The organism is Tolypothrix sp. PCC 7712 (assembly GCF_025860405.1).
In the GTDB taxonomy this organism is placed as follows: domain Bacteria; phylum Cyanobacteriota; class Cyanobacteriia; order Cyanobacteriales; family Nostocaceae; genus Aulosira; species Aulosira diplosiphon.
In genome coordinates, this window is the sequence record NZ_CP063785.1 from 2,214,142 (window position 1) to 2,231,669 (window position 17,528).

Annotated in this window: 20 protein-coding genes; 13 read left to right on the forward strand and 7 right to left on the reverse strand. The window is 40.1% G+C overall.

Annotated elements, in window-relative coordinates; all coding sequences use genetic code 11:
• Positions 1–243 precede the first annotated feature (243 nt).
• Both HGR01_RS08935 and HGR01_RS08940 read right to left on the reverse strand, forming a co-directional pair.
• Positions 244–690 (reverse strand): hypothetical protein, encoded by a 447-nt coding sequence (locus tag HGR01_RS08935; protein WP_045869463.1) that lies wholly within the window; start codon positions 688–690, stop codon positions 244–246.
• A gap of 17 nt (positions 691–707) precedes the next feature.
• Complete coding sequence (locus tag HGR01_RS08940; RefSeq protein ID WP_045869462.1) at positions 708–1,316, reverse strand: hypothetical protein; 609 nt, start codon at positions 1,314–1,316, stop codon at positions 708–710.
• A 181-nt stretch (positions 1,317–1,497) separates the two neighbouring features.
• On the opposite strand from HGR01_RS08940, the gene HGR01_RS08945 reads away from it, so the two are divergent.
• The 4 genes from HGR01_RS08945 to HGR01_RS08960 all read left to right on the forward strand — a co-directional run bounded on the left by HGR01_RS08945 (position 1,498) and on the right by HGR01_RS08960 (position 5,956).
• Positions 1,498–3,576, forward strand: a complete 2,079-nt coding sequence (locus tag HGR01_RS08945) for a thioredoxin domain-containing protein (protein WP_045869461.1) — start codon at positions 1,498–1,500, stop codon at positions 3,574–3,576.
• Between the two features lie 3 nt (positions 3,577–3,579).
• The gene (locus HGR01_RS08950) at positions 3,580–3,723 is read left to right on the forward strand and encodes a hypothetical protein (protein WP_210403078.1); all 144 of its coding nucleotides are present in this window, start codon (positions 3,580–3,582) and stop codon (positions 3,721–3,723) included.
• 37 nt (positions 3,724–3,760) lie between these two features.
• Complete coding sequence (locus HGR01_RS08955) at positions 3,761–4,441, forward strand: molybdenum cofactor guanylyltransferase (RefSeq protein ID WP_045869460.1); 681 nt, start codon at positions 3,761–3,763, stop codon at positions 4,439–4,441.
• A 615-nt stretch (positions 4,442–5,056) separates the two neighbouring features.
• Positions 5,057–5,956 carry an ABC transporter substrate-binding protein gene (locus HGR01_RS08960; RefSeq protein WP_045869691.1) on the forward strand — a complete coding sequence of 300 codons (900 nt, stop codon included), beginning with the start codon at positions 5,057–5,059 and terminating at the stop codon, positions 5,954–5,956.
• A gap of 44 nt (positions 5,957–6,000) precedes the next feature.
• Here HGR01_RS08960 and HGR01_RS08965 read toward each other — a convergent pair whose 3' ends face one another.
• The 4 genes from HGR01_RS08965 to HGR01_RS08980 form a co-directional block, all read right to left on the reverse strand.
• A complete protein-coding gene (locus HGR01_RS08965) occupies positions 6,001–6,948 on the reverse strand; it encodes an FTR1 family iron permease (protein WP_045869459.1) in 948 nt (315 codons plus the stop codon).
• Positions 6,949–7,059: 111 nt separating this feature from the next.
• Entirely contained in the window at positions 7,060–7,494 is a 435-nt protein-coding gene (locus HGR01_RS08970; RefSeq protein ID WP_045869458.1) for a ferritin-like domain-containing protein, read from the reverse strand.
• A 174-nt stretch (positions 7,495–7,668) separates the two neighbouring features.
• Positions 7,669–8,709 (reverse strand): ComEA family DNA-binding protein, encoded by a 1,041-nt coding sequence (locus HGR01_RS08975; protein WP_045869457.1) that lies wholly within the window; start codon positions 8,707–8,709, stop codon positions 7,669–7,671.
• A gap of 133 nt (positions 8,710–8,842) precedes the next feature.
• Positions 8,843–9,832: a multicopper oxidase domain-containing protein gene (locus HGR01_RS08980; RefSeq protein ID WP_045869456.1), complete on the reverse strand. Its 990-nt coding sequence runs from the start codon at positions 9,830–9,832 to the stop codon at positions 8,843–8,845.
• A gap of 820 nt (positions 9,833–10,652) precedes the next feature.
• Here HGR01_RS08980 and HGR01_RS08985 point away from each other — a divergent pair.
• The 3 genes from HGR01_RS08985 to HGR01_RS08995 are packed head-to-tail and all read left to right on the forward strand — an operon-like array spanning position 10,653 to position 13,054.
• On the forward strand, positions 10,653–11,576 hold the full coding sequence (locus tag HGR01_RS08985) for an energy-coupling factor ABC transporter permease (protein WP_045869455.1): 924 nt from the start codon (positions 10,653–10,655) through the stop codon (positions 11,574–11,576).
• Entirely contained in the window at positions 11,569–12,234 is a 666-nt protein-coding gene (locus HGR01_RS08990) for an energy-coupling factor transporter transmembrane component T family protein (RefSeq protein ID WP_045869454.1), read from the forward strand. Before HGR01_RS08985 ends, HGR01_RS08990 begins: the two co-directional genes overlap by 8 nt.
• Positions 12,235–12,289: 55 nt before the next feature.
• Positions 12,290–13,054: an energy-coupling factor ABC transporter ATP-binding protein gene (locus HGR01_RS08995; RefSeq protein ID WP_045869453.1), complete on the forward strand. Its 765-nt coding sequence runs from the start codon at positions 12,290–12,292 to the stop codon at positions 13,052–13,054.
• Positions 13,055–13,201: 147 nt separating this feature from the next.
• On the opposite strand, the gene HGR01_RS09000 is transcribed toward HGR01_RS08995, so the two are convergent.
• Positions 13,202–14,389: an RNA-guided endonuclease InsQ/TnpB family protein gene (locus tag HGR01_RS09000; protein ID WP_045869452.1), complete on the reverse strand. Its 1,188-nt coding sequence runs from the start codon at positions 14,387–14,389 to the stop codon at positions 13,202–13,204.
• A 53-nt stretch (positions 14,390–14,442) separates the two neighbouring features.
• Here HGR01_RS09000 and HGR01_RS09005 point away from each other — a divergent pair, with 53 nt between their 5' ends.
• The 6 genes from HGR01_RS09005 (at position 14,443) to HGR01_RS09030 (ending at position 17,449) form a co-directional block, all read left to right on the forward strand.
• Positions 14,443–14,667 (forward strand): hypothetical protein, encoded by a 225-nt coding sequence (locus HGR01_RS09005; protein WP_045869451.1) that lies wholly within the window; start codon positions 14,443–14,445, stop codon positions 14,665–14,667.
• Positions 14,668–14,671: 4 nt separating this feature from the next.
• Positions 14,672–15,088: a hypothetical protein gene (locus HGR01_RS09010; RefSeq protein ID WP_045869450.1), complete on the forward strand. Its 417-nt coding sequence runs from the start codon at positions 14,672–14,674 to the stop codon at positions 15,086–15,088.
• 214 nt (positions 15,089–15,302) lie between these two features.
• A complete protein-coding gene (locus HGR01_RS09015; RefSeq protein WP_045869449.1) occupies positions 15,303–15,782 on the forward strand; it encodes a hypothetical protein in 480 nt (159 codons plus the stop codon).
• Positions 15,783–16,348: 566 nt separating this feature from the next.
• Positions 16,349–17,005, forward strand: coding sequence for a DUF1361 domain-containing protein (locus HGR01_RS09020; protein WP_045869448.1), 657 nt, complete (start codon positions 16,349–16,351; stop codon positions 17,003–17,005).
• A complete protein-coding gene (locus HGR01_RS09025; protein WP_045869447.1) occupies positions 16,998–17,228 on the forward strand; it encodes a hypothetical protein in 231 nt (76 codons plus the stop codon). Before HGR01_RS09020 ends, HGR01_RS09025 begins: the two co-directional genes overlap by 8 nt.
• Positions 17,229–17,248: 20 nt before the next feature.
• Positions 17,249–17,449 carry a hypothetical protein gene (locus HGR01_RS09030; protein ID WP_045869446.1) on the forward strand — a complete coding sequence of 67 codons (201 nt, stop codon included), beginning with the start codon at positions 17,249–17,251 and terminating at the stop codon, positions 17,447–17,449.
• Positions 17,450–17,528 lie beyond the last annotated feature (79 nt).

Genomic DNA, 17,528 nt, shown 5'->3' on the forward strand with positions numbered 1-17,528 from the left:
GTTACCCCTTTAACCAATCTCGCTAATGCTGGATATTGTTAAAGGGGTAATTTGTCTTTATCCATAATTTTTGGCTTTCGAGTGTAAGAGTGTTTTCCGATACAATTTCGCAATCATAATTCATAGAGCGATCGCACTACAATCCGCTTGCGCGATTTTGAGGATGAATGTTGCCCCTAGCTCGTAGAATTTTCTGGTTTCGGCACGATTACCTCGGCTGACATACTAAAATCACTAAAGCTATTATGAATCGGCTGCTATTATTCTCAGATTTATGTTTAAATCATAGTAAATCCCGTGTCCCGCATATAGAAAATCTATGGTTTCTATATACAATATTCTGTAAACAAGAAGCTTGATTTGCATTGACAAGACAGCAGGGCCAAATGGAACTAAATAAACTTTTTTCCAGGGTTTCGATTTAAGTTTTTTAGCAACTCCAATTAGTATTTGATTAAACTCTTTTTCCACAATTTCTTTAGAACTAAAATCAATATTTCCTCTAGAAGCCACATAAACTTCACCATGATTATGGTCAGGTGAATTGGGATGCACACCTTCATTAACTATAATTGTCAAAACATCTTGCTCTTCATTTTTATTAATAAGATTTACAATCTCTTTTTTGAAATTTTCATTTCCCAACTTTTGCAGACAATCTTTAACTAATTTCTCAATTTGTTCATCCATAATTGGATTTACTGACACTATTTTCGCTTTACCATTTTTTCAAAATAGATTTCACCGTAAGCATCGCGCTCTTTCTCTGTATAGTAATAACCCCTTTGTTCTTTATCAACTTTATCATCATCAATCTTTATATCTAGCCTTGTTACTCCATAATGTCTACTGATTACTCCTTGTGGTGATCTGTATTCAGAAAGATACTCATAGTTTAGATGAAAACAAGCAGGATCGACCATTTCAAATGCAGCCATAAGAGAAATGCTTTTAGCGTGTGGAGTTTCTAGTCGAATGCGAATATTAGAATAAGTTTGATATATCGTGATTGTAGCTGGAATTTTTTGTTGCGGTTGTTTAGAGCTAATAATATATCCATTCCATTTCCCACTCAAGTTAGGTATCTTAATGATTCCAGTTTTGTAAAATAGGCTCCATTTCCAAAGGAAGTGATCAAAAAGTAGGAAAAGTAAACCAAATATGGCTAAACTTGATGGTGCAATTAAGGGAATACTTATTAAATTTGATGCTTGGCTAACCCAACCTACAAGAACTGGACTTAAACCTCCACTCAAAAATGCTAGAGAGTAATAAATCTTTTTTCTGTCATGACTAATGACTGTATATTCGTGCATACCTATATCTAGAAATCAAACTGCCCAAACTTATAAAATCTGTGTGATTATTCTAACTTCTACTCTAGGTCGTCGGTATTGATAAACTCTGATTATGCTCAACCCCCTATTAATGTTGTTTTTTCACTCAGGCTTTGGAACGATAGACTGAGCAAAGAAGGCAACTCACTCCCATCTGCTCATGACTAATCGTCTTGTTGAAGCTAAGAGTCTCTATCTCCGCAAACACGCTGAGAACCCTATCGATTGGTGGCCTTGGTGTGATGACGCACTAGCAACTGCCAAGGAAAAGAATCTACCTATCTTTCTTTCAATTGGCTACTCTAGTTGTCACTGGTGTACTGTCATGGAAGGTGAGGCTTTTTCTGACCTAGCTATTGCTGAATATATGAATGCTAATTTCCTCCCCATCAAAGTAGATAGGGAAGAAAGACCGGATATCGACAGCATTTATATGCAAGCTTTGCAAATGATGAGTGGTCAGGGAGGATGGCCATTAAATGCATTTCTCTCTCCCGATGATTTGGTGCCGTTTTATGCTGGTACTTATTTTCCTTTAGAACCGCGTTATGGTCGTCCGGGGTTTTTGCAAGTTTTACAAGCAATTCGGCGCTACTACGATACAGAAAAAAATGATTTACAGCAACGCAAAGCTGTAATTACCGAAGCCCTCCTGACTTCGGCTGTGTTGCAAGATGGTACAGGTGGGGATGTTGCAGAAAATGAATTACTCCGCAAAGGTTGGGAAACTTGCACTGCAATAATTAGCCCTAACCCATCAGGGAATAGTTTCCCGATGATTCCCTATGGCGAATTAGCATTACGTTTAAATCGGTTAAATTTTCCATCGCGCTATGATGGCGCACAAGTTGTTACTCAGCGTGGGCTAGATTTATCGTTAGGCGGGATTTTTGACCATGTGGCTGGTGGTTTCCACCGTTATACTGTTGACCCTACATGGACAGTACCGCATTTTGAAAAGATGCTCTACGACAATGGTCAAATTGTGGAGTATTTAGCGAATTTATGGAGTGCAGGAGTAGAAGAACCAGCATTTGAGAGAGCGATCGCCAAAACTGTACAATGGCTCTCTAGGGAAATGACTGCTGCTGAAGGTTATTTCTACGCCGCCCAAGATGCTGATAGTTTCACCAACTCCACAGCAGTAGAGCCAGAGGAAGGCGCATTTTACGTTTGGAGTTACAGGGAACTAGAAGAACTACTTACAGATGAGGAACTCGCAGAATTACAACAAGAATTTACAGTTAGCGCTAATGGTAACTTTGAAGGGCAGATTGTGTTGCAAAGGCGACATCCAGGGAAACTGAGTGATACCTTAGAAATCTCTCTACATAAGTTATTTACTGCTAGATACGGCGTAAATGCTGAATCATTAGATACTTTCCCCCCTGCACGCAATAACCAAGAAGCCAAAACCACAAATTGGCCGGGACGCATTCCCTCAGTCACAGATACAAAGATGATTGTGGCTTGGAATAGCTTAATGATTTCTGGTTTAGCAAGGGCTGCGGGAGTATTTCAACAAGCATCATATTTGGAAATAGCAGCAAAAGCGGCAAACTTCATTCTGGTGCATCAGTTCGTTGATGGGCGTTTTCACCGACTGAATTATGACAATCAACCCCATCTGCTAGCGCAGTCTGAAGATTACGCGTTTTTTATTAAAGCGCTACTAGATTTACACCAAGCTTCTTTGGGGATGGGAAATGTATCTTCCCCCGCATTTTGGTTAGAAAAAGCGATCGCACTGCAAGATGAATTCAACGAATTTCTCTGGAGTGTAGAATTAGGCGGCTTCTACAACGCCGCAATTGATGCGAGTCAAGATTTAATTGTCCGCGAACGCAGTTATGCAGATAATGCTACACCCTCAGCCAACGGTATTGCGATCGCTAATCTTGTCCGTCTCACTTTACTTACTGATAATCTGGACTATCTAAATTTAGCCGAACAAGGTTTAAAAGCCTTTCGGAGTGTGATGAGTAGTGCTACTCAAGCTTGTCCCAGTTTATTTACAGCTTTAGATTGGTATCGAAATTCGACTTTGATTCGCACTACCAATACTGAACATATCAAGTCTTTAATTCCCAAGCATTTGCCTACAGTGGTGTTTGCAGCAGCATCAAATTTGCCAGACAACAGCATTGCCTTAGTTTGCCAAGGTTTGAAATGCCTTGCACCAGCAGAAAGCGTAGAACAAATGTGGCAACAAGTGCAGCAGAGTCAGAGTAGGGGATAGGGATTGGGGACTGGGGACTGGGGACTGGGGACTGGGGACTGGGGACTGGGGATGAGGGAGATGAGGGAGATGAGGGAGATGAGGGAGATGAGGGAGATGAGGGAGATGAGGGAGATGAGGGAGATGAGGGGGATGAGGGAGAGATAATAAATGTCTAATACAAAAAACCAAACAACAAACACCAATGCCCCATGCCCCATGCCCAAACACCAACTTAACAGCAATTGTGCTTGCGGGTGGTCAAAGTGCGCGGATGGGTGAAGATAAAGCTTTGCTCAAAATTCAAGGAATACCTTTGTTAGAGCGTGTTTGTACCATTGCTCAAGCTTGTGCTGATACCGTTTATATAGTTACTCCCTGGCCAGAACGCTATCAAAACTTGCTTCTCCCTGATTGTAAATTCATCCAAGAATCCCCCTCATCCCCAGTACCCAGTCCCCAGTACCCAGTCCCCAGTACCCAATCTCCAATCCCCAGTCCCCAGTCCCCAATCCCCAACCCTCAACCCCACGGCCCCTTAATCGGATTTGCTCAAGGACTAGCGCAGGTGCACACAGATTGGGTGTTGCTGCTGGCTTGCGATTTGCCCAGGTTAAGGGTTGAGGTGCTGCAAGAGTGGATAGCTAGATTAGATACTGTGGGGGATGATGCGATCGCAGCTTTGGCTCATCATGCTAAAGGATGGGAACCTCTTTGTGGTTTTTATCGCCAAAGATGTTTACCGCAACTCTTAGAGTTTATCAATCAAGGCGGGCGTTCATTTCAACAGTGGTTGAAGCAAAATTCTGTGCAAGTTTTGCCTTTGCTGGAACCAGAAATGCTGTTTAACTGTAATACTCCAGAAGATTTGTGGAAAGTTAACTAAATTACCATGTGCGTGATAGCTGCTTCTTTGTTCCCACACTCTTGATGAATGTGAAGTATAAAGTATAAAAATCTCTACCTTCTATAGCAGAAATCAAGACTTGATGAAGTATTTTTTTAAGTAAAATAATTTACTATAAACTATCTATGATTTCTAAATATTTGTTCTTGTATGAACAATATTTTAACTACTAATTAACCTATATTAAATATAGTATTTCTCAATAAACCTTGTATAGTTACTGGCGAGTAGCACTGTCACACCTGATTCAGGATTTTTGGCTAGTGTTATTACTCGTCTTTTTTTATTTAAACTAAAATGTATAATACATTACAGAAATCTTGATAAGATATTGCTTCCATCTATCTTAATTTATAAGATATATAATTTGCATCTATAGATTTAATTGAATTTTGCATAGTAAATGTAAAATTATTTACTAAGAATATAATTCTCATTAATTTAGGACTGACTCATACCAATTTGAAAAAAGAATGCGACAGATTGTAGGGGCTAGGCATTGCCTTGCCCTCTAGAATATTATTGATTGATCGCAAAGATTATTTGATTTGGTATAAGTTATTTAAACCCCAATATAATTACTCAGGATTCATAATGCTTCGTCGTTGGATATTATCTACTTTAGCAATTTTACTAAGTATCTTTTTGTTTGCTTGTAACTCTGCAAATATTCAGCAGCCATTGGATAAATCAACTGCTAACTCTAATTCTCAAGCGTTAGCAAAAGTATCAGCAAAAAGGGTTGTGGCGCTATCTTCATTATCTGCTGATATTATTTATCAACTTGATAAAACTAAATTAGTAGGTATTACTGGTAGCAAATTATTTAAAGATGACCCCAATTTTGCTAATATTCCCCGTGTGAGTGAAGGTCAAACTCCTCCTAATTTGGAAAAAATTATTGCCTTGCAACCAGATTTAGTAATTGGTGCAGAAGGATTTTCTAATCAGCCAATTGAGAAACTCAAGCAACTAGGAATTTCTACTATTCTTACTCAAGTTAATAGTTGGGAATCTCTAGAAAAATTGACACAGAAACTTGCTGAGTTAATTGATGTAGATTCTCAGCCTTTATTAAATCGCTACAAAAGCTTTTTAGCAGATAAACCAACTCATAATCCTTCAACTTTAGTGCTTGTTAGCCGTCAACCAATTTTAGCTCCAAATAAAAATAGTTGGGCTGGAGATTTACTTGCCAAATTTGATGCCAAAAACTTAGTTGCAGACTTTCAGGGTAAAAGTCCCATTGGCGGGTATGTGACGCTTTCGGCTGAAAAAGTATTGGAAGCAAATCCAGATGTTTTAATTGTTGTGAATAGTACAGACCCTCAGCTTTTAGAGTCTTTAAAAAAAGAAGCTTTTTGGCAGCAATTACAAGCCACTAAAAATAATCGAGTTTATAGTTTTGATTATTATGGTTTGGTGAATCCTGGGAGTATAGATGCAATTCAAAAGGCTTGTCAGAAACTCACACAAGTTTTATCTTCATCATGAATTATTGATGGTGCGTTACAAGTAGCGCTAACGCACCCGACTTTTTATTGTACAGAGCGCAAATTCTTAGTAGCTGGAGCAGAAGAATTACCTGTGATACTGCGGAAGTAAAGACCACCAACTGTCAACAAAAATGTTAAATAGCCTACTGCTTGCACAAGATAGAGATTGTCTCTATAGCCAAACAAAGACTTGAGAATAATGCCGGGGAATTGTTCATCGGGCAAGATTTTAGAAGTATTTAAAACCATTGGCCCTAAAATGCAAGAGTGAATTTTAGTAAAGCGTTCGTAATAAAAACAAAGGCTTTCTGTAGCGCGACTGCTGAGTGCTAAATTAGCAATGCCATCGTCAAAATGTTTCAATGCAGAAACTACTAATCCAGCAACTATCAAAACTAATAAAACGCCCATAACTTGGAAAAATTGGCGAATATTAATTTTGACACCCCATTTAAACAAGAGTACGCCAATCACTACTGCTGATAATAAGCCACCAAGGGCACCCAAGGCAGGCATAAATCCTTGTTGAAAATTAGCAGCAATAAATAAAACAGTTTCAAAACCTTCGCGAATTACAGCCACCAAAATTAATGTAAAAACACCCCAACCTGCATTTGAGTTTTGTGTTAGTGCTTCAGTAACAGCACCCTCAACGGTAGCTTTCATAAATCTGGCTTGTTTCGTCATCCAGATGAGCATCCAACTGAGCATGACTATTGCCAAAACACTAAAGGTGCCTTCCATTATTGGCTCAACTACCGAAGTATATTGAGGATTAATTGCGCCTAATATTTGAATTAACCAAGTAAAAATTACACCTATAAGCGCGCTTAAAACAACACCAACACCAACACCCGCATATACCCAAGAATTGAGTCGAGATTGTTTAGCTTTTTTCAACAAAGCCAGCACAATTCCCACTACGAGAGCAGCTTCTACTCCTTCTCTGAGCGTAATTACAAAAGTAGGTAAAGCAGTACTAAAATTCATTGTTTGTCCTTTGTCCTCTCTTACAAAGTTCTGATTGGAGGAAACCTCCGCTCAGACTTCGCGCTTTGTCATTAGTCCTTAGTAATACTAATGACTAATGACTAACGATAATTAACTGAAATCGCGTAACATTTTCTTCAATTCAAGATTATGCATCTCTTCTTGACCAATCATGCCACGGGCAAACTCTTCTAAATAAATGCTGGCATTTGTGACAGTATCTAAAAGAGCCTTATATAAATCTAGCGCTTTCTTTTCGTGGGATAAGCTTTCTGCCAAGATATCTTTGACTGAATGCTTGTAGGTTTCTTCCATTGGGGCGATTTTCAATGAAGGATGTCCATCTAAACCCGTCAGAATTTCTCCTACTTGTTGAGCATGAAGTAACGATTCACTAGCTTGTGCTTTGAAAAAAGCCACGATTGGTAAGCGATTAGGGCCAGTTACCATCAGGGAATAATGTGTATAACGCACTACTCCTGCTAGTTCAAATTCCATGATGGCATTGAGTAGATCAATGGTCTTTTTTTGGTCAAGTTCTTGCATCAGTTGTTAATTTCAGCAAAGGTTACGAATGTAGAGTAATGAGAAATAAGTTAGAAGTTATACTCTTCTGAAGTGTTAAAAGTTGAAACGAGCTTCACTTTTAACTTCTAAATATTTCCTCACTATTCACTCATTTTAAACTCGTCTATCTACATCTGTGATCCGGCAGAATTGCTATTGTTGTGCTTGGGTGCTAGTTTTGTCAATCACTATTTGCGAGTTTTGCTCAATGGTTTTGATTAGCTTGGTGACATCTTCCGGCGTTTTCACTGGGGTTGCTGGTGGGATGGCTGCGGGCCAAACTTTGACTAAGTCAGCAAAACTTGCTTCTATTGCCTTATTGGCTTCTGGGCTGGTTTGGGCTACCTGGCTAGCAATGCTTTTGTACAAGTCATCGGCGTAGACGACAAAGCCACGAGAATCTTGATATTCAATGGCTGCGGCTATTTTACCATTGGCGATCGCAGCTCCATATTCTGAGTTGGCTGCATCCAATAAGCCGTTAATTACCTGGAGTACGAATCCTGGCTTGGAACGTTGCGCTTCTGGTAAAGTTGCGATCGCGCCATCTACGGCTTGCACAGAAGTAGTAAAATCTGTTTTCAGTTTGGGATTCTTGGGATTAGATTTGACTAAATCTTGTAAACTCACCAAAGTAGTCTTAAATTCTTTAACCTTGCGTTCGTTTAATTGCTCTTCCACATCAACATAAATTTCCTCAACTGGATGTCCAATATGAGGTTCCGCCTGTTTGGGTTGATTTTGATCTAAAAGTTCTTTTGCTACTAACAGATGTCCCTTCATTAACCCTAATTTGGTCATGTAATCAACATCTTTCGGCTCACCTGTGAGTACGACTTCTTGCACAGTTACCATATCTTTGATTTGGTCAAACTGTTCTTGATTAATTACCTTTTTACTTACCAAATCCTCTGGAGTTGCATAGGGACGGCTGGCTTGAATTTTGTTTGATAACGCCGACACACCTAGCTTGGCTTCAAATTTATCTAACTCCGACAAGATAGCAGTGTTGATATTAATTTTTGCTTTACTACCATGATTGCTATGGCTTCCTGTTTCCGTCACTTGGGTAGTGGAGCTAGTTGCAACTGCTGCAGGTGCATTACTAGCAGTTGGCGTAGTATTATTACAAGAACTGAGAGAAACAATAGCACAAGCGGCAACGGCCAAACAGACATAGCGCAATTTAATCATTTTGGCTCCTAAAAAGTTTTTCAACCAATGATTTCATGAGTTCCAGGTATGATTAGGAACTATTGATATTCTTTGTTATTAGGTATGATTTTTATTCAATATTCCAAAACCCTGATGCCATCATTCAAGATTACTAAATCACTTCAAATACACCCATACAACCGTTTTCTGCGATCGCATCTTGATGGGGATGGAACATATACTTCCCTGGATAGCGAAATGCAAATTCTAAGATGTGCCTTTCCGCTACACCCATCGTGATCACATCAGCTTTCTCGCTAGGAGTCATCGTCATGCCAGTACGATAGACATTAAAGAAGTTGGCATGAAGATGAAATGTCACGGCTGGATCGTATTCAATGATGTTGAGGACATAAAGCCGAATTAACTGATCTTTGTAAATTCGGATGGGATTGTCCATGTAGTGGTGAGGCAAACCATTGAAAGCGTAATATTCATTCCGGCTATCATCATTAATGTCATACCCAGCCATGACCAACACAATTTCATCGGCTGGCGGACGGGGTTTTGGGGGATCGATGATAAACATCCCATATAATCCCTTAGCAATGTGACGAGTAACAGGCTCAATATGGCAGTGATATAAATGAACGCCGTAGGGTTCAGCATCAAATTCATAAATTGTCGCACTCCCATTACTCACAGGGCGAATACCATCCATATCTGATGAATGAACCCCATGAAAGTGTAAAGAGTGGGAATGTCCTGCCTTATTGAGAAATAATATCCGTACTCGTTCGCCTTGTTTGGCTCTTAGTGTTGGCCCTGGTATGTGACCGTTTAAATCCCAGATGTTATAGGAAACAGCACTATTAAGCTGAATGACAGAAGTACCTGCAGTTAACTGAAACTCTCGGATAGTGCGTCCATTTTCTTTTTTCAACGTCCCATAATCGAAATTTCTTAGCATCTTCATGGGCTGAGTAACGCCTTCAGATGCAGCAATTTCCAGGGGTGGCACTTTGACGATTGACTGACTATTGACACTCGTTGCGTGCCATAACGCTGCTGCTCCCGCCACACAAGTGCCACCTAAACCCAGCTTCAGTAACTGACGACGGCTCCAAAGTTGTTCTTTTGCCAAAGCTAAGTTGTTGGGCATGACATTAAATAACGGTTAGCGCTAGAATAGAATGTTGCAAAAGATTTGCAATTACTCTTGGTATATTAGAGTGATTAAGAATTATTGTCAATAAATTTATAAATATTTCCTGAGTGAGAATTGCCTCCACTTTTTGTGTGGATGTCAAGATTTTTTGACTTTTAGCTATAGATAAATAGGCGGTAGCAAAAACGCAAAATAGTTTGTGTCATACCAGTGAATTGCTATGCAGCACTCAATTAGCCAACATTAATAAGTTAAATTTTATTAATAAAAATCAAAATATATTTAGAAAATTATTTTTATAATTCCCCATGATTTTTAACTGATTAACTTCTCAAAAATTTGCTCACTAGGTATTATTAAATACTATGGCTGCGAAAAGTAGCAAATTTAGTGATGAGACAGAATTAAATCTCACTAATTTGTCTTATGAGAATTCTGGGCTATAAAGATAAATTTATTTTTAGCCTTCGGTTTTTCCCGTAGATAGATATCAAATTAATTTGCGTCTAAAAATAGATAAATATGAATATTCGTCAATTTACTAAAAGCCTAAACACTAGTCCTAGCAGCTAGTAACATTGCATTTTCGCTAATTTTACTATGTAATCTAAAAATAAAATTAATAAAAGTTGATATATTAAAAAATAAGTATATTATTTAACGCATATTTTATTGTCAATCTGTCGAAAGTATCAGGATAAAATCCCCCAATAGGGCATTGTAAAAAGGGTAAGTTTTCTGCTTTTTATTAATTTAATGCCGCAATTACATTAAGTAATTTGTGTGAATCAAAACATCATACACGGGGCAAATCATGCACATTCCTGATGGATTTGTTTCTATACCCGTAGCAGGGGCTACTGGTGTAGCGAGTGCGGCAGCACTCTTGATTGCATTGAGGCGATCGCAAGACGCTTTTGGGGTTCGCCGCGCTCCAGTACTGGGTTTAACTACAGCTTTTATTTTTGCTGCCCAGATGATTAACTTCCCTGTCGCCGGGGGGACTAGTGGACATTTATTAGGAGGAACCTTAGCAGCAGTTATTTTAGGTAGTCCTTGGGCTGGGGCATTATGCATCGCGACGGTCTTAATTATCCAAGCGGTGTTGTTTGCCGATGGCGGAATTACAGCCTTAGGTGCAAATATTTTGAATATGGCCTTTATTGGCGTTTGGGTGGGTTGGGGGTTAACTCAAACTTTGCAAAGACTTTTAGGAGGGTCGAGACAACGCTTACCTTTAGCAGCTGGGATTGCAGCCGGTGTGAGCGTAGTAGTAGCAGCTATAGCTTGTGCCTTGGAGTTAGCTATTTCTGGAACTGCACCGGTAGCTATAGTTTTACCAGCCATGACAGGTACTCATATTCTGATTGGCATTGGTGAAGGGCTAATTACTGGTAGCGTGTTAGTTTACCTCGCTAGACAGAGACCGGATTTATTACCTGGGGAACAGCAGCAATTTCGAGGTTGGTCAATACCAGTTGTTACTATTTTTTTAGTAGCCGGTGTACTATCACTTTTTGCCTCAGCTTGGCCAGATGGCTTAGAAAGAGTTGCCGAGAACTTAGGCTTTATCAATTTATCCGACAAAGTACGGGTAATTGTGCCTACACCTTTAGCTGATTACGGTATCCAGGGTTTGGGAACCATTGGCACCAGTATTGCGGGACTTGTGGGAGCTGCTGTTTGCTTTGCTGTCGCCTTTGGCATAGCCAAGGTGGTGAGACCGAATAATGCTTAACATCTCCCTACCATTACGTCTGCAACTGTCGCTGATAATTGTCATCGGCGCAGCCTTATTAAAGCATCATGCTTGGCCTTACTTGGCTGTGTATGGTGCGATCGCATTTTTTTGGGCCTGGTTGTTGCGCGTACATCTTCCTCATCTGGGAAAGTTACTCGGTACGGAATTGCTGTTTTTATCCTTGCTGGCTTTACCTTTAGGGTGGGAACGGGCAAGCTTTTTGCTGGTTCGTTCTGTAATCTGTTTAATTGCTATGAATAGTTTCTTGTTAACTTTACCTGCTCATAGCTTTGGCATTGCCCTAAAAAGTTTACCGTTACCATTACCTTTAAAGGAGAATTTGCTATTAGCTGGACAATACCTAGAAATTTTATTGTCAGAAGTCACAAGAATGCAGCGTAGCGCTCAACTACGCGGTCTCAATGGTTCTGCTGGCTGGCTGCGCTACGCCAGTGCGTCCATGATTGGAGCCTTATATCTCCGGAGCTTAGAACGGGCAGAACGAGTTTACACCGCAATGATCGCTCGTGGTTACAACGGTCAGTTACCAATAGACTCAACATTAAGACCAAAAGAGCGTGTTGCTTTATTAGCAGCTTGTGCGATCGCGGCTTGTTTAACCATTAGTTCCTACCAGTTAACAGTCAACAGTTAACAGTTAACTATTAACTGTTAGTAACAGCGCAGTTGTGAATTTCGAGTTGTGAATTTTGAAATCTTTAACATCTAATCCCCAATCTCCAACCCATCACCCTCACCCAGCTGCGGTAGAGGTGGAAAACTTGGTATATGCCTATCCCAATCAAGAACCAGTATTGCGCGATATTTCTTTTACATTAAAAGCAGGCGATCGCGTGGCTTTGATGGGAGCCACTGGTTCAGGAAAAAGCACTTTGCTAGAGAATCTTATCGGCTTAAAACAACTACAAAGCGGGAGAATTTGCATCAATGGCATTCCCGTAGAACCTAAAACTCTATCCCAAGTGCGTCGTCAAATCGGCTTTGCTTTTCAAGATGCCAACGACCAATTATTTATGCCCACCATCTTAGAAGATATTACGTTTGGGCCGCGTAATTATGGTGTTTCCCCAGCATTAGCAATTGATCGGGCGCGCCAGCTGTTAGCCGATTTTGGCTTAGAAGCCTATGCCAACCGTTCCGCTCATCAACTTTCTGGCGGACAAAGACGCTTGGCGGCTCTCGCCGCAATTTTAGCTCTAGAGCCGGCAATTTTGATTTTAGATGAACCTACTAACGGTCTCGATCCAGCATGGCGGCGGCATTTAGCACAGGTGTTATTAAAATTGCCAGTAAAGGTAATATTAATTGCCTCCCATGACCTCCATTGGTTGGGTAAAGTTACTCAGCGCGCTTTGGTACTGGCTGGAGGTCAGATTCCCATAGACAGGGAGATTCAGCCACTTTTAAAAGATGGGGATACCTTAGATCGGTTAGGTTTACCAGTAGATTGGTAATTCACTAATTAAAGCGGGATGTAGTTATTCCCGCTTTTTGTTGTTAAGTCTAATTGAGGATTGGAAAACAGTCCCTAGCCCTTAGCCCCTAGTCCAGTAACGTAGTGAATTGACACTCCCACGGCTTGAAGCCGTGGGATTCTTGGTTCACTGAGCCAACTTATCTGAACCTGTTACCAGATCCAAACAGAGGTCGTTCTCTCCCCAAGCGTTAGATCCGACGTGTCCCGTCGTACTTAATCCCTTAGCCAAAATATTCAGTGCTGCATTTTCGTCTCGGTCTAAAACAGTTCCACAGTGGGGACATTCATGGGTTCTGGTTGACAAAGTTTTGACAACAGTTTCTCCACAATTAGAACAGTTTTGACTTGTCCAATGTGGTGGTACAGCAACAGTTATCTTGCCGTATACCTTGCCAAAATATTCAAGCCAACACCGGAACTGATACCACGACGCATCACTAATACTTTTGGCTAATTTGTGGTTTTTAACCATGTTCCGCACCTGCAAGTCTTCATAGACAACCACGTCGTTAGACTGGATTACGCACCTTGCTAACTTCACAGCAAAGTCTTTGCGCTGTCTACTAACTTTCAAGTGTTTTCTTGCTAGTTTATTTCTAGCTTTTTTGTAGTTATTGGATTGGGGATTACCTTTCTTAAACTTTTTAGAAACCCGTTTTTGCAGGCGTTTTAATGCTTTTTCGGATCTCCTCAAAAATCTAGGATTTTCTACTTTATCTCCATTGGAATCGGTGTAGAAGTGGTTTAAACCAACATCTAGTCCAATAACTTTTTTGCTTGGTTCTACTTTAATTTCTCGGTCAACAGCAATACAAAATTGGGCGTAGTAACCATCTGCACGTTTCACCAATCGGACACGTTTAATATCTTTGATTTGATAAAAATGTAGGTCATGAGTTCCAACTAATTTGAGTTTTCCAATTTCAAAACCGTCAGTCAGAGTGAGATGTTTTCTATCTTCTGACAACTTCCATCCTGTGGTTTTGTACTCCACGGAATGTCCGCGTTTTTTGAAGTTCGGGAAACCCTTCTTGCCTGGAACTTTTTTCTTGCAGTTGCTATAAAACCGAGAAATTGCAGCCCAAGCCCTATCTGCTGATGCCTGCCTTGCCATTGAGTTGAGCTTGTTTGCCCATTCAAAGTTAGCGGCTAGTTCTTTACAGAATGCGCTTAAATCGTACTTGCCAACTTTTGGGTTATCCATCCAGTAGCGAACACAAGAATTACGGACAAACAAAGCAGTCCTGATTGCTTCATCAATCAGATTGAACTGCTGCTGTTTGCCCTTTAACTTGAACTCGTATACTAGCAATCGATAACCTCTTACGCTACAATATCAGCATAACATATTTCAGAGGATTAAATATGGGTTGGTTTTCTTGGGGCGGAACTAGCAACGAAATGGGCGAGTATTTGCCAGATGATGAAGCCACCTTGCAGGAAGGTAGCGAGATTATCGAGGCTAAAAACAAGGAGTCGGCAAGAGAAGAATGCAAGGATGTAGCGTCGCAGTATGACGCGGTTTCTTCAGATGTAGAAGAAACCGACCAGGATAATACATGGAATTGCAAATTTAAGTTTTGGGGTTAAACCGATGATGAATCCTGTAGTCAAGGACTCATGGAAAGGAGATCCACCAAGGCTTTATGTGATAGCTGAACCGTTACCAAATGCTCCTCATGTCCGCCTTTCCGGTGGTGGCGTAGCCGATATGCCACTAGATGAATATTTAAATACCCTGCAAAAAAATTATGATAACCAATCAGGTAAATTTTTTGCTTACGTCAAGGGTGGAAACAAAGAAGAGGCGGATACATTCACCTTACAAGCTTGGGATGTATACACCTCTCCTACTTCATGCTATGAAGCACTAATCCATCTTTATTATGCGCCAATCAATGAGTATCTTTGCCTCAAAAAACATTTAGGCGAAAAGTGGGCGCAAAAATATTTAGATGAGTCCGAGAAAAGGGAAGCGGCTATCAACGCCCTAACCACAGCTTTACACTGAAAAACGACACTGCACCTTTAGGTGCTTCTCTTCGAGACGCTCCGCGAACGCATTCATCCCACCCCTGAAGGACATAAAACCCTGAAAATCCAAAAAATTTTCAGGGTTTTATTGGTGGGCTTTCTGCTCTAATACCTGTAACCGATTTAAGTCACAACAAGATTGTGGCAATATTGGGTACTATTATTGGGATTTTACTGCTAGTGGTGGGTTAATGTTTATTTTACGTAAATATACTGTTATTGTTCCTGTTAGCTTGACTATTGCGTTGTTGATGGCTGGATGCAATGAGAATAAAGCTTCTCAATGCCAGCGACTAATTCAAGCAGTCAATGAAGGTAATTCTCTGATTGATAAGAAAAAAGGACAGCAAGTAATTACCAGCGTGCAACTATCTAAAGATTTACAAGCTGTCACTAAATCTATAGAAGACTTAAACTTAAAAGATCCCAAGTTACAAGAATTTCAAGGCAAATTTGCTCAGGTGTTCCGGAATTTAAGTCAAGCGATCGCCAAAGCAGCTCAAGCGCTTGGTTCAGCTAAAAATGCCGAAGCCTCAGAAGCTGGTAGAGAAAAGCTGCAAAAAGCCAGAACACAAATTGACACAGCGTTAACAGCCGCAGCTAAAACTGCTGGTAAGGAATCTGATAAGTTAGTAGGCGACCTGAATAAATACTGTAGTCAGCCCGAGTAATTAATTTTTCATTTTTCACGTAACAGCTTACCTTGGTAGAGGCGTACATTTGTACGCCTCTACAGTCATTTTATGTGTGGCATTTATTTTGCACAATGTTATGAGGGCTACAACTGTGCGCCATGATAATAGTCTCTAAATCTTTTTGGCGTAGCCTTTCGTAAATAAGGTGGAATCTGCTGTATCTAGAAATAGAAGCTTTTTAATATGTATTTATTCTTAAAAAAATGTGCTTTTTATAACTACTGGTTTTGATAAATACTTCAGATTTGCCACTCATGTTTTTCTGGTTATACTAGTGGACTAGTCCAATTAATAACTAAATGAGACGTTAGTGGCACTGGCAACACCTCATATCTAAGTTAAAATTACTCTGTAATTTCTTCATTCAATACCCTGTATTTATTTATTACAAAGAAAATTACCTTGTTTGGGGTTTCAATAAATAGATTTCATGAGGCTGGGGCATAAAACCCTTTTCATCTTGAGAATAGTGACAATCACTCAATTAATTTATCAGTATAGAAACAAATCCAAGTTAATTAAACGATTGCGAGATAGTACTTATGAAAACAGAATTAGTTGAATTGCTCATCAAACTAGTGCATGTCTTACGAATTAACATGAAATGGATGACCTGGAATCTCTTTCTAGCTTTCATCCCATTGGCTTTGAGCGTTTGGCTATTTCGCAGAAATCGCGGTAGAAGTTGGGTTTGGTGGCTAGGATTTCTAGTTTTCTATGCTTTTCTACCAAATGCGCCCTATTTATTAACAGATGTCATTCACTTGATAGATGATATCCGCACCATTCAATCAGTGTGGATGATTACTTTAGTATTAATTCCGCTCTATATTTTAGTAATTTTCGCTGGATTTGAAGCTTACGTCCTATCTTTAATTAATTTAGGCTACTATTTACACCGAATTGGCAAAAGCCAGTGGATTTTATGGGTTGAGTTGATTACCCATGCACTATCTGCTGTTGGTATTTACTGGGGAAGGTTCCTGCGTTTCAATAGTTGGGATTTTATTACACAGCCAGATGCATTACTTACCAAAGGTGCAGAGGAAATTTTAGGTAAACAGCCCTTAGTCATTATTGCCATCACTTTTGTAATCCTGATAGGTTTGTACGCCATCATGAAACGAGTAACTTTAGGCTGGGTTCAACAACGGAATATCCCTATACCCATGAATTCGCAACAGACTAAAAATGGATGAGGAAGATGAGGGAGATGAGGGAGATGAGGGAGCAGAGGAGGAATTCCCATTACTCATTACCCATTACTCATTACTCATTACTCATTACTCATTACCCAGTCCCCAATCCCCAATCCCCATTACCCCTTATCCCCAGAGGGGGCCCCGAGTTCCCCAATCCCCCATAAAATATACTCCCCCTGTAAGTCCACAGAAAGATGAAACTTTACCCTCCTTGACGTGAAATAAGTCCAGATTCAAGGATTGTGGCTGCAAAGGCTGCATCAAAAAAAAGATGAAATCAGTGGTAAAGGATTCCTCGCCGCCTACCTAGCAGATAAATATATGCTCGGTCAAGGACAACAAGGCTGGCAACAAGTACAGCAAGCTTACAAAAAAAGCGATCGCAACCAATTTTTCACAGAATTACGCAAGTTTTTACGTGAGACAGGGTATATAAAATAGGGCATGGGGCATTGGGCATTGGGCATTGGGGATGGGGTAATGGGTAATTGGTAATTGGTAATGGGAATTCCTTCCTCAT

Coding starts and splice junctions, on each gene's coding strand:
- HGR01_RS09025 (WP_045869447.1), top strand. CDS start 16,998: ATGGATGAGGAAGATGAGGGAGATGAGGGAGATGAGGGAGCAGAGGAG.
- HGR01_RS09005 (WP_045869451.1), top strand. CDS start 14,443: ATGGGTTGGTTTTCTTGGGGCGGAACTAGCAACGAAATGGGCGAGTAT.
- HGR01_RS08970 (WP_045869458.1), bottom strand. CDS start 7,494: ATGCAAGAACTTGACCAAAAAAAGACCATTGATCTACTCAATGCCATC.
- HGR01_RS08990 (WP_045869454.1), top strand. CDS start 11,569: ATGCTTAACATCTCCCTACCATTACGTCTGCAACTGTCGCTGATAATT.
- HGR01_RS09020 (WP_045869448.1), top strand. CDS start 16,349: ATGAAAACAGAATTAGTTGAATTGCTCATCAAACTAGTGCATGTCTTA.
- HGR01_RS08980 (WP_045869456.1), bottom strand. CDS start 9,832: ATGCCCAACAACTTAGCTTTGGCAAAAGAACAACTTTGGAGCCGTCGT.
- HGR01_RS09010 (WP_045869450.1), top strand. CDS start 14,672: ATGATGAATCCTGTAGTCAAGGACTCATGGAAAGGAGATCCACCAAGG.
- HGR01_RS08965 (WP_045869459.1), bottom strand. CDS start 6,948: ATGAATTTTAGTACTGCTTTACCTACTTTTGTAATTACGCTCAGAGAA.
- HGR01_RS08940 (WP_045869462.1), bottom strand. CDS start 1,316: ATGCACGAATATACAGTCATTAGTCATGACAGAAAAAAGATTTATTAC.
- HGR01_RS08935 (WP_045869463.1), bottom strand. CDS start 690: ATGGATGAACAAATTGAGAAATTAGTTAAAGATTGTCTGCAAAAGTTG.
- HGR01_RS08945 (WP_045869461.1), top strand. CDS start 1,498: ATGACTAATCGTCTTGTTGAAGCTAAGAGTCTCTATCTCCGCAAACAC.
- HGR01_RS08960 (WP_045869691.1), top strand. CDS start 5,057: ATGCTTCGTCGTTGGATATTATCTACTTTAGCAATTTTACTAAGTATC.
- HGR01_RS09015 (WP_045869449.1), top strand. CDS start 15,303: ATGTTTATTTTACGTAAATATACTGTTATTGTTCCTGTTAGCTTGACT.
- HGR01_RS08955 (WP_045869460.1), top strand. CDS start 3,761: ATGCCCCATGCCCCATGCCCAAACACCAACTTAACAGCAATTGTGCTT.
- HGR01_RS08975 (WP_045869457.1), bottom strand. CDS start 8,709: ATGATTAAATTGCGCTATGTCTGTTTGGCCGTTGCCGCTTGTGCTATT.
- HGR01_RS08985 (WP_045869455.1), top strand. CDS start 10,653: ATGCACATTCCTGATGGATTTGTTTCTATACCCGTAGCAGGGGCTACT.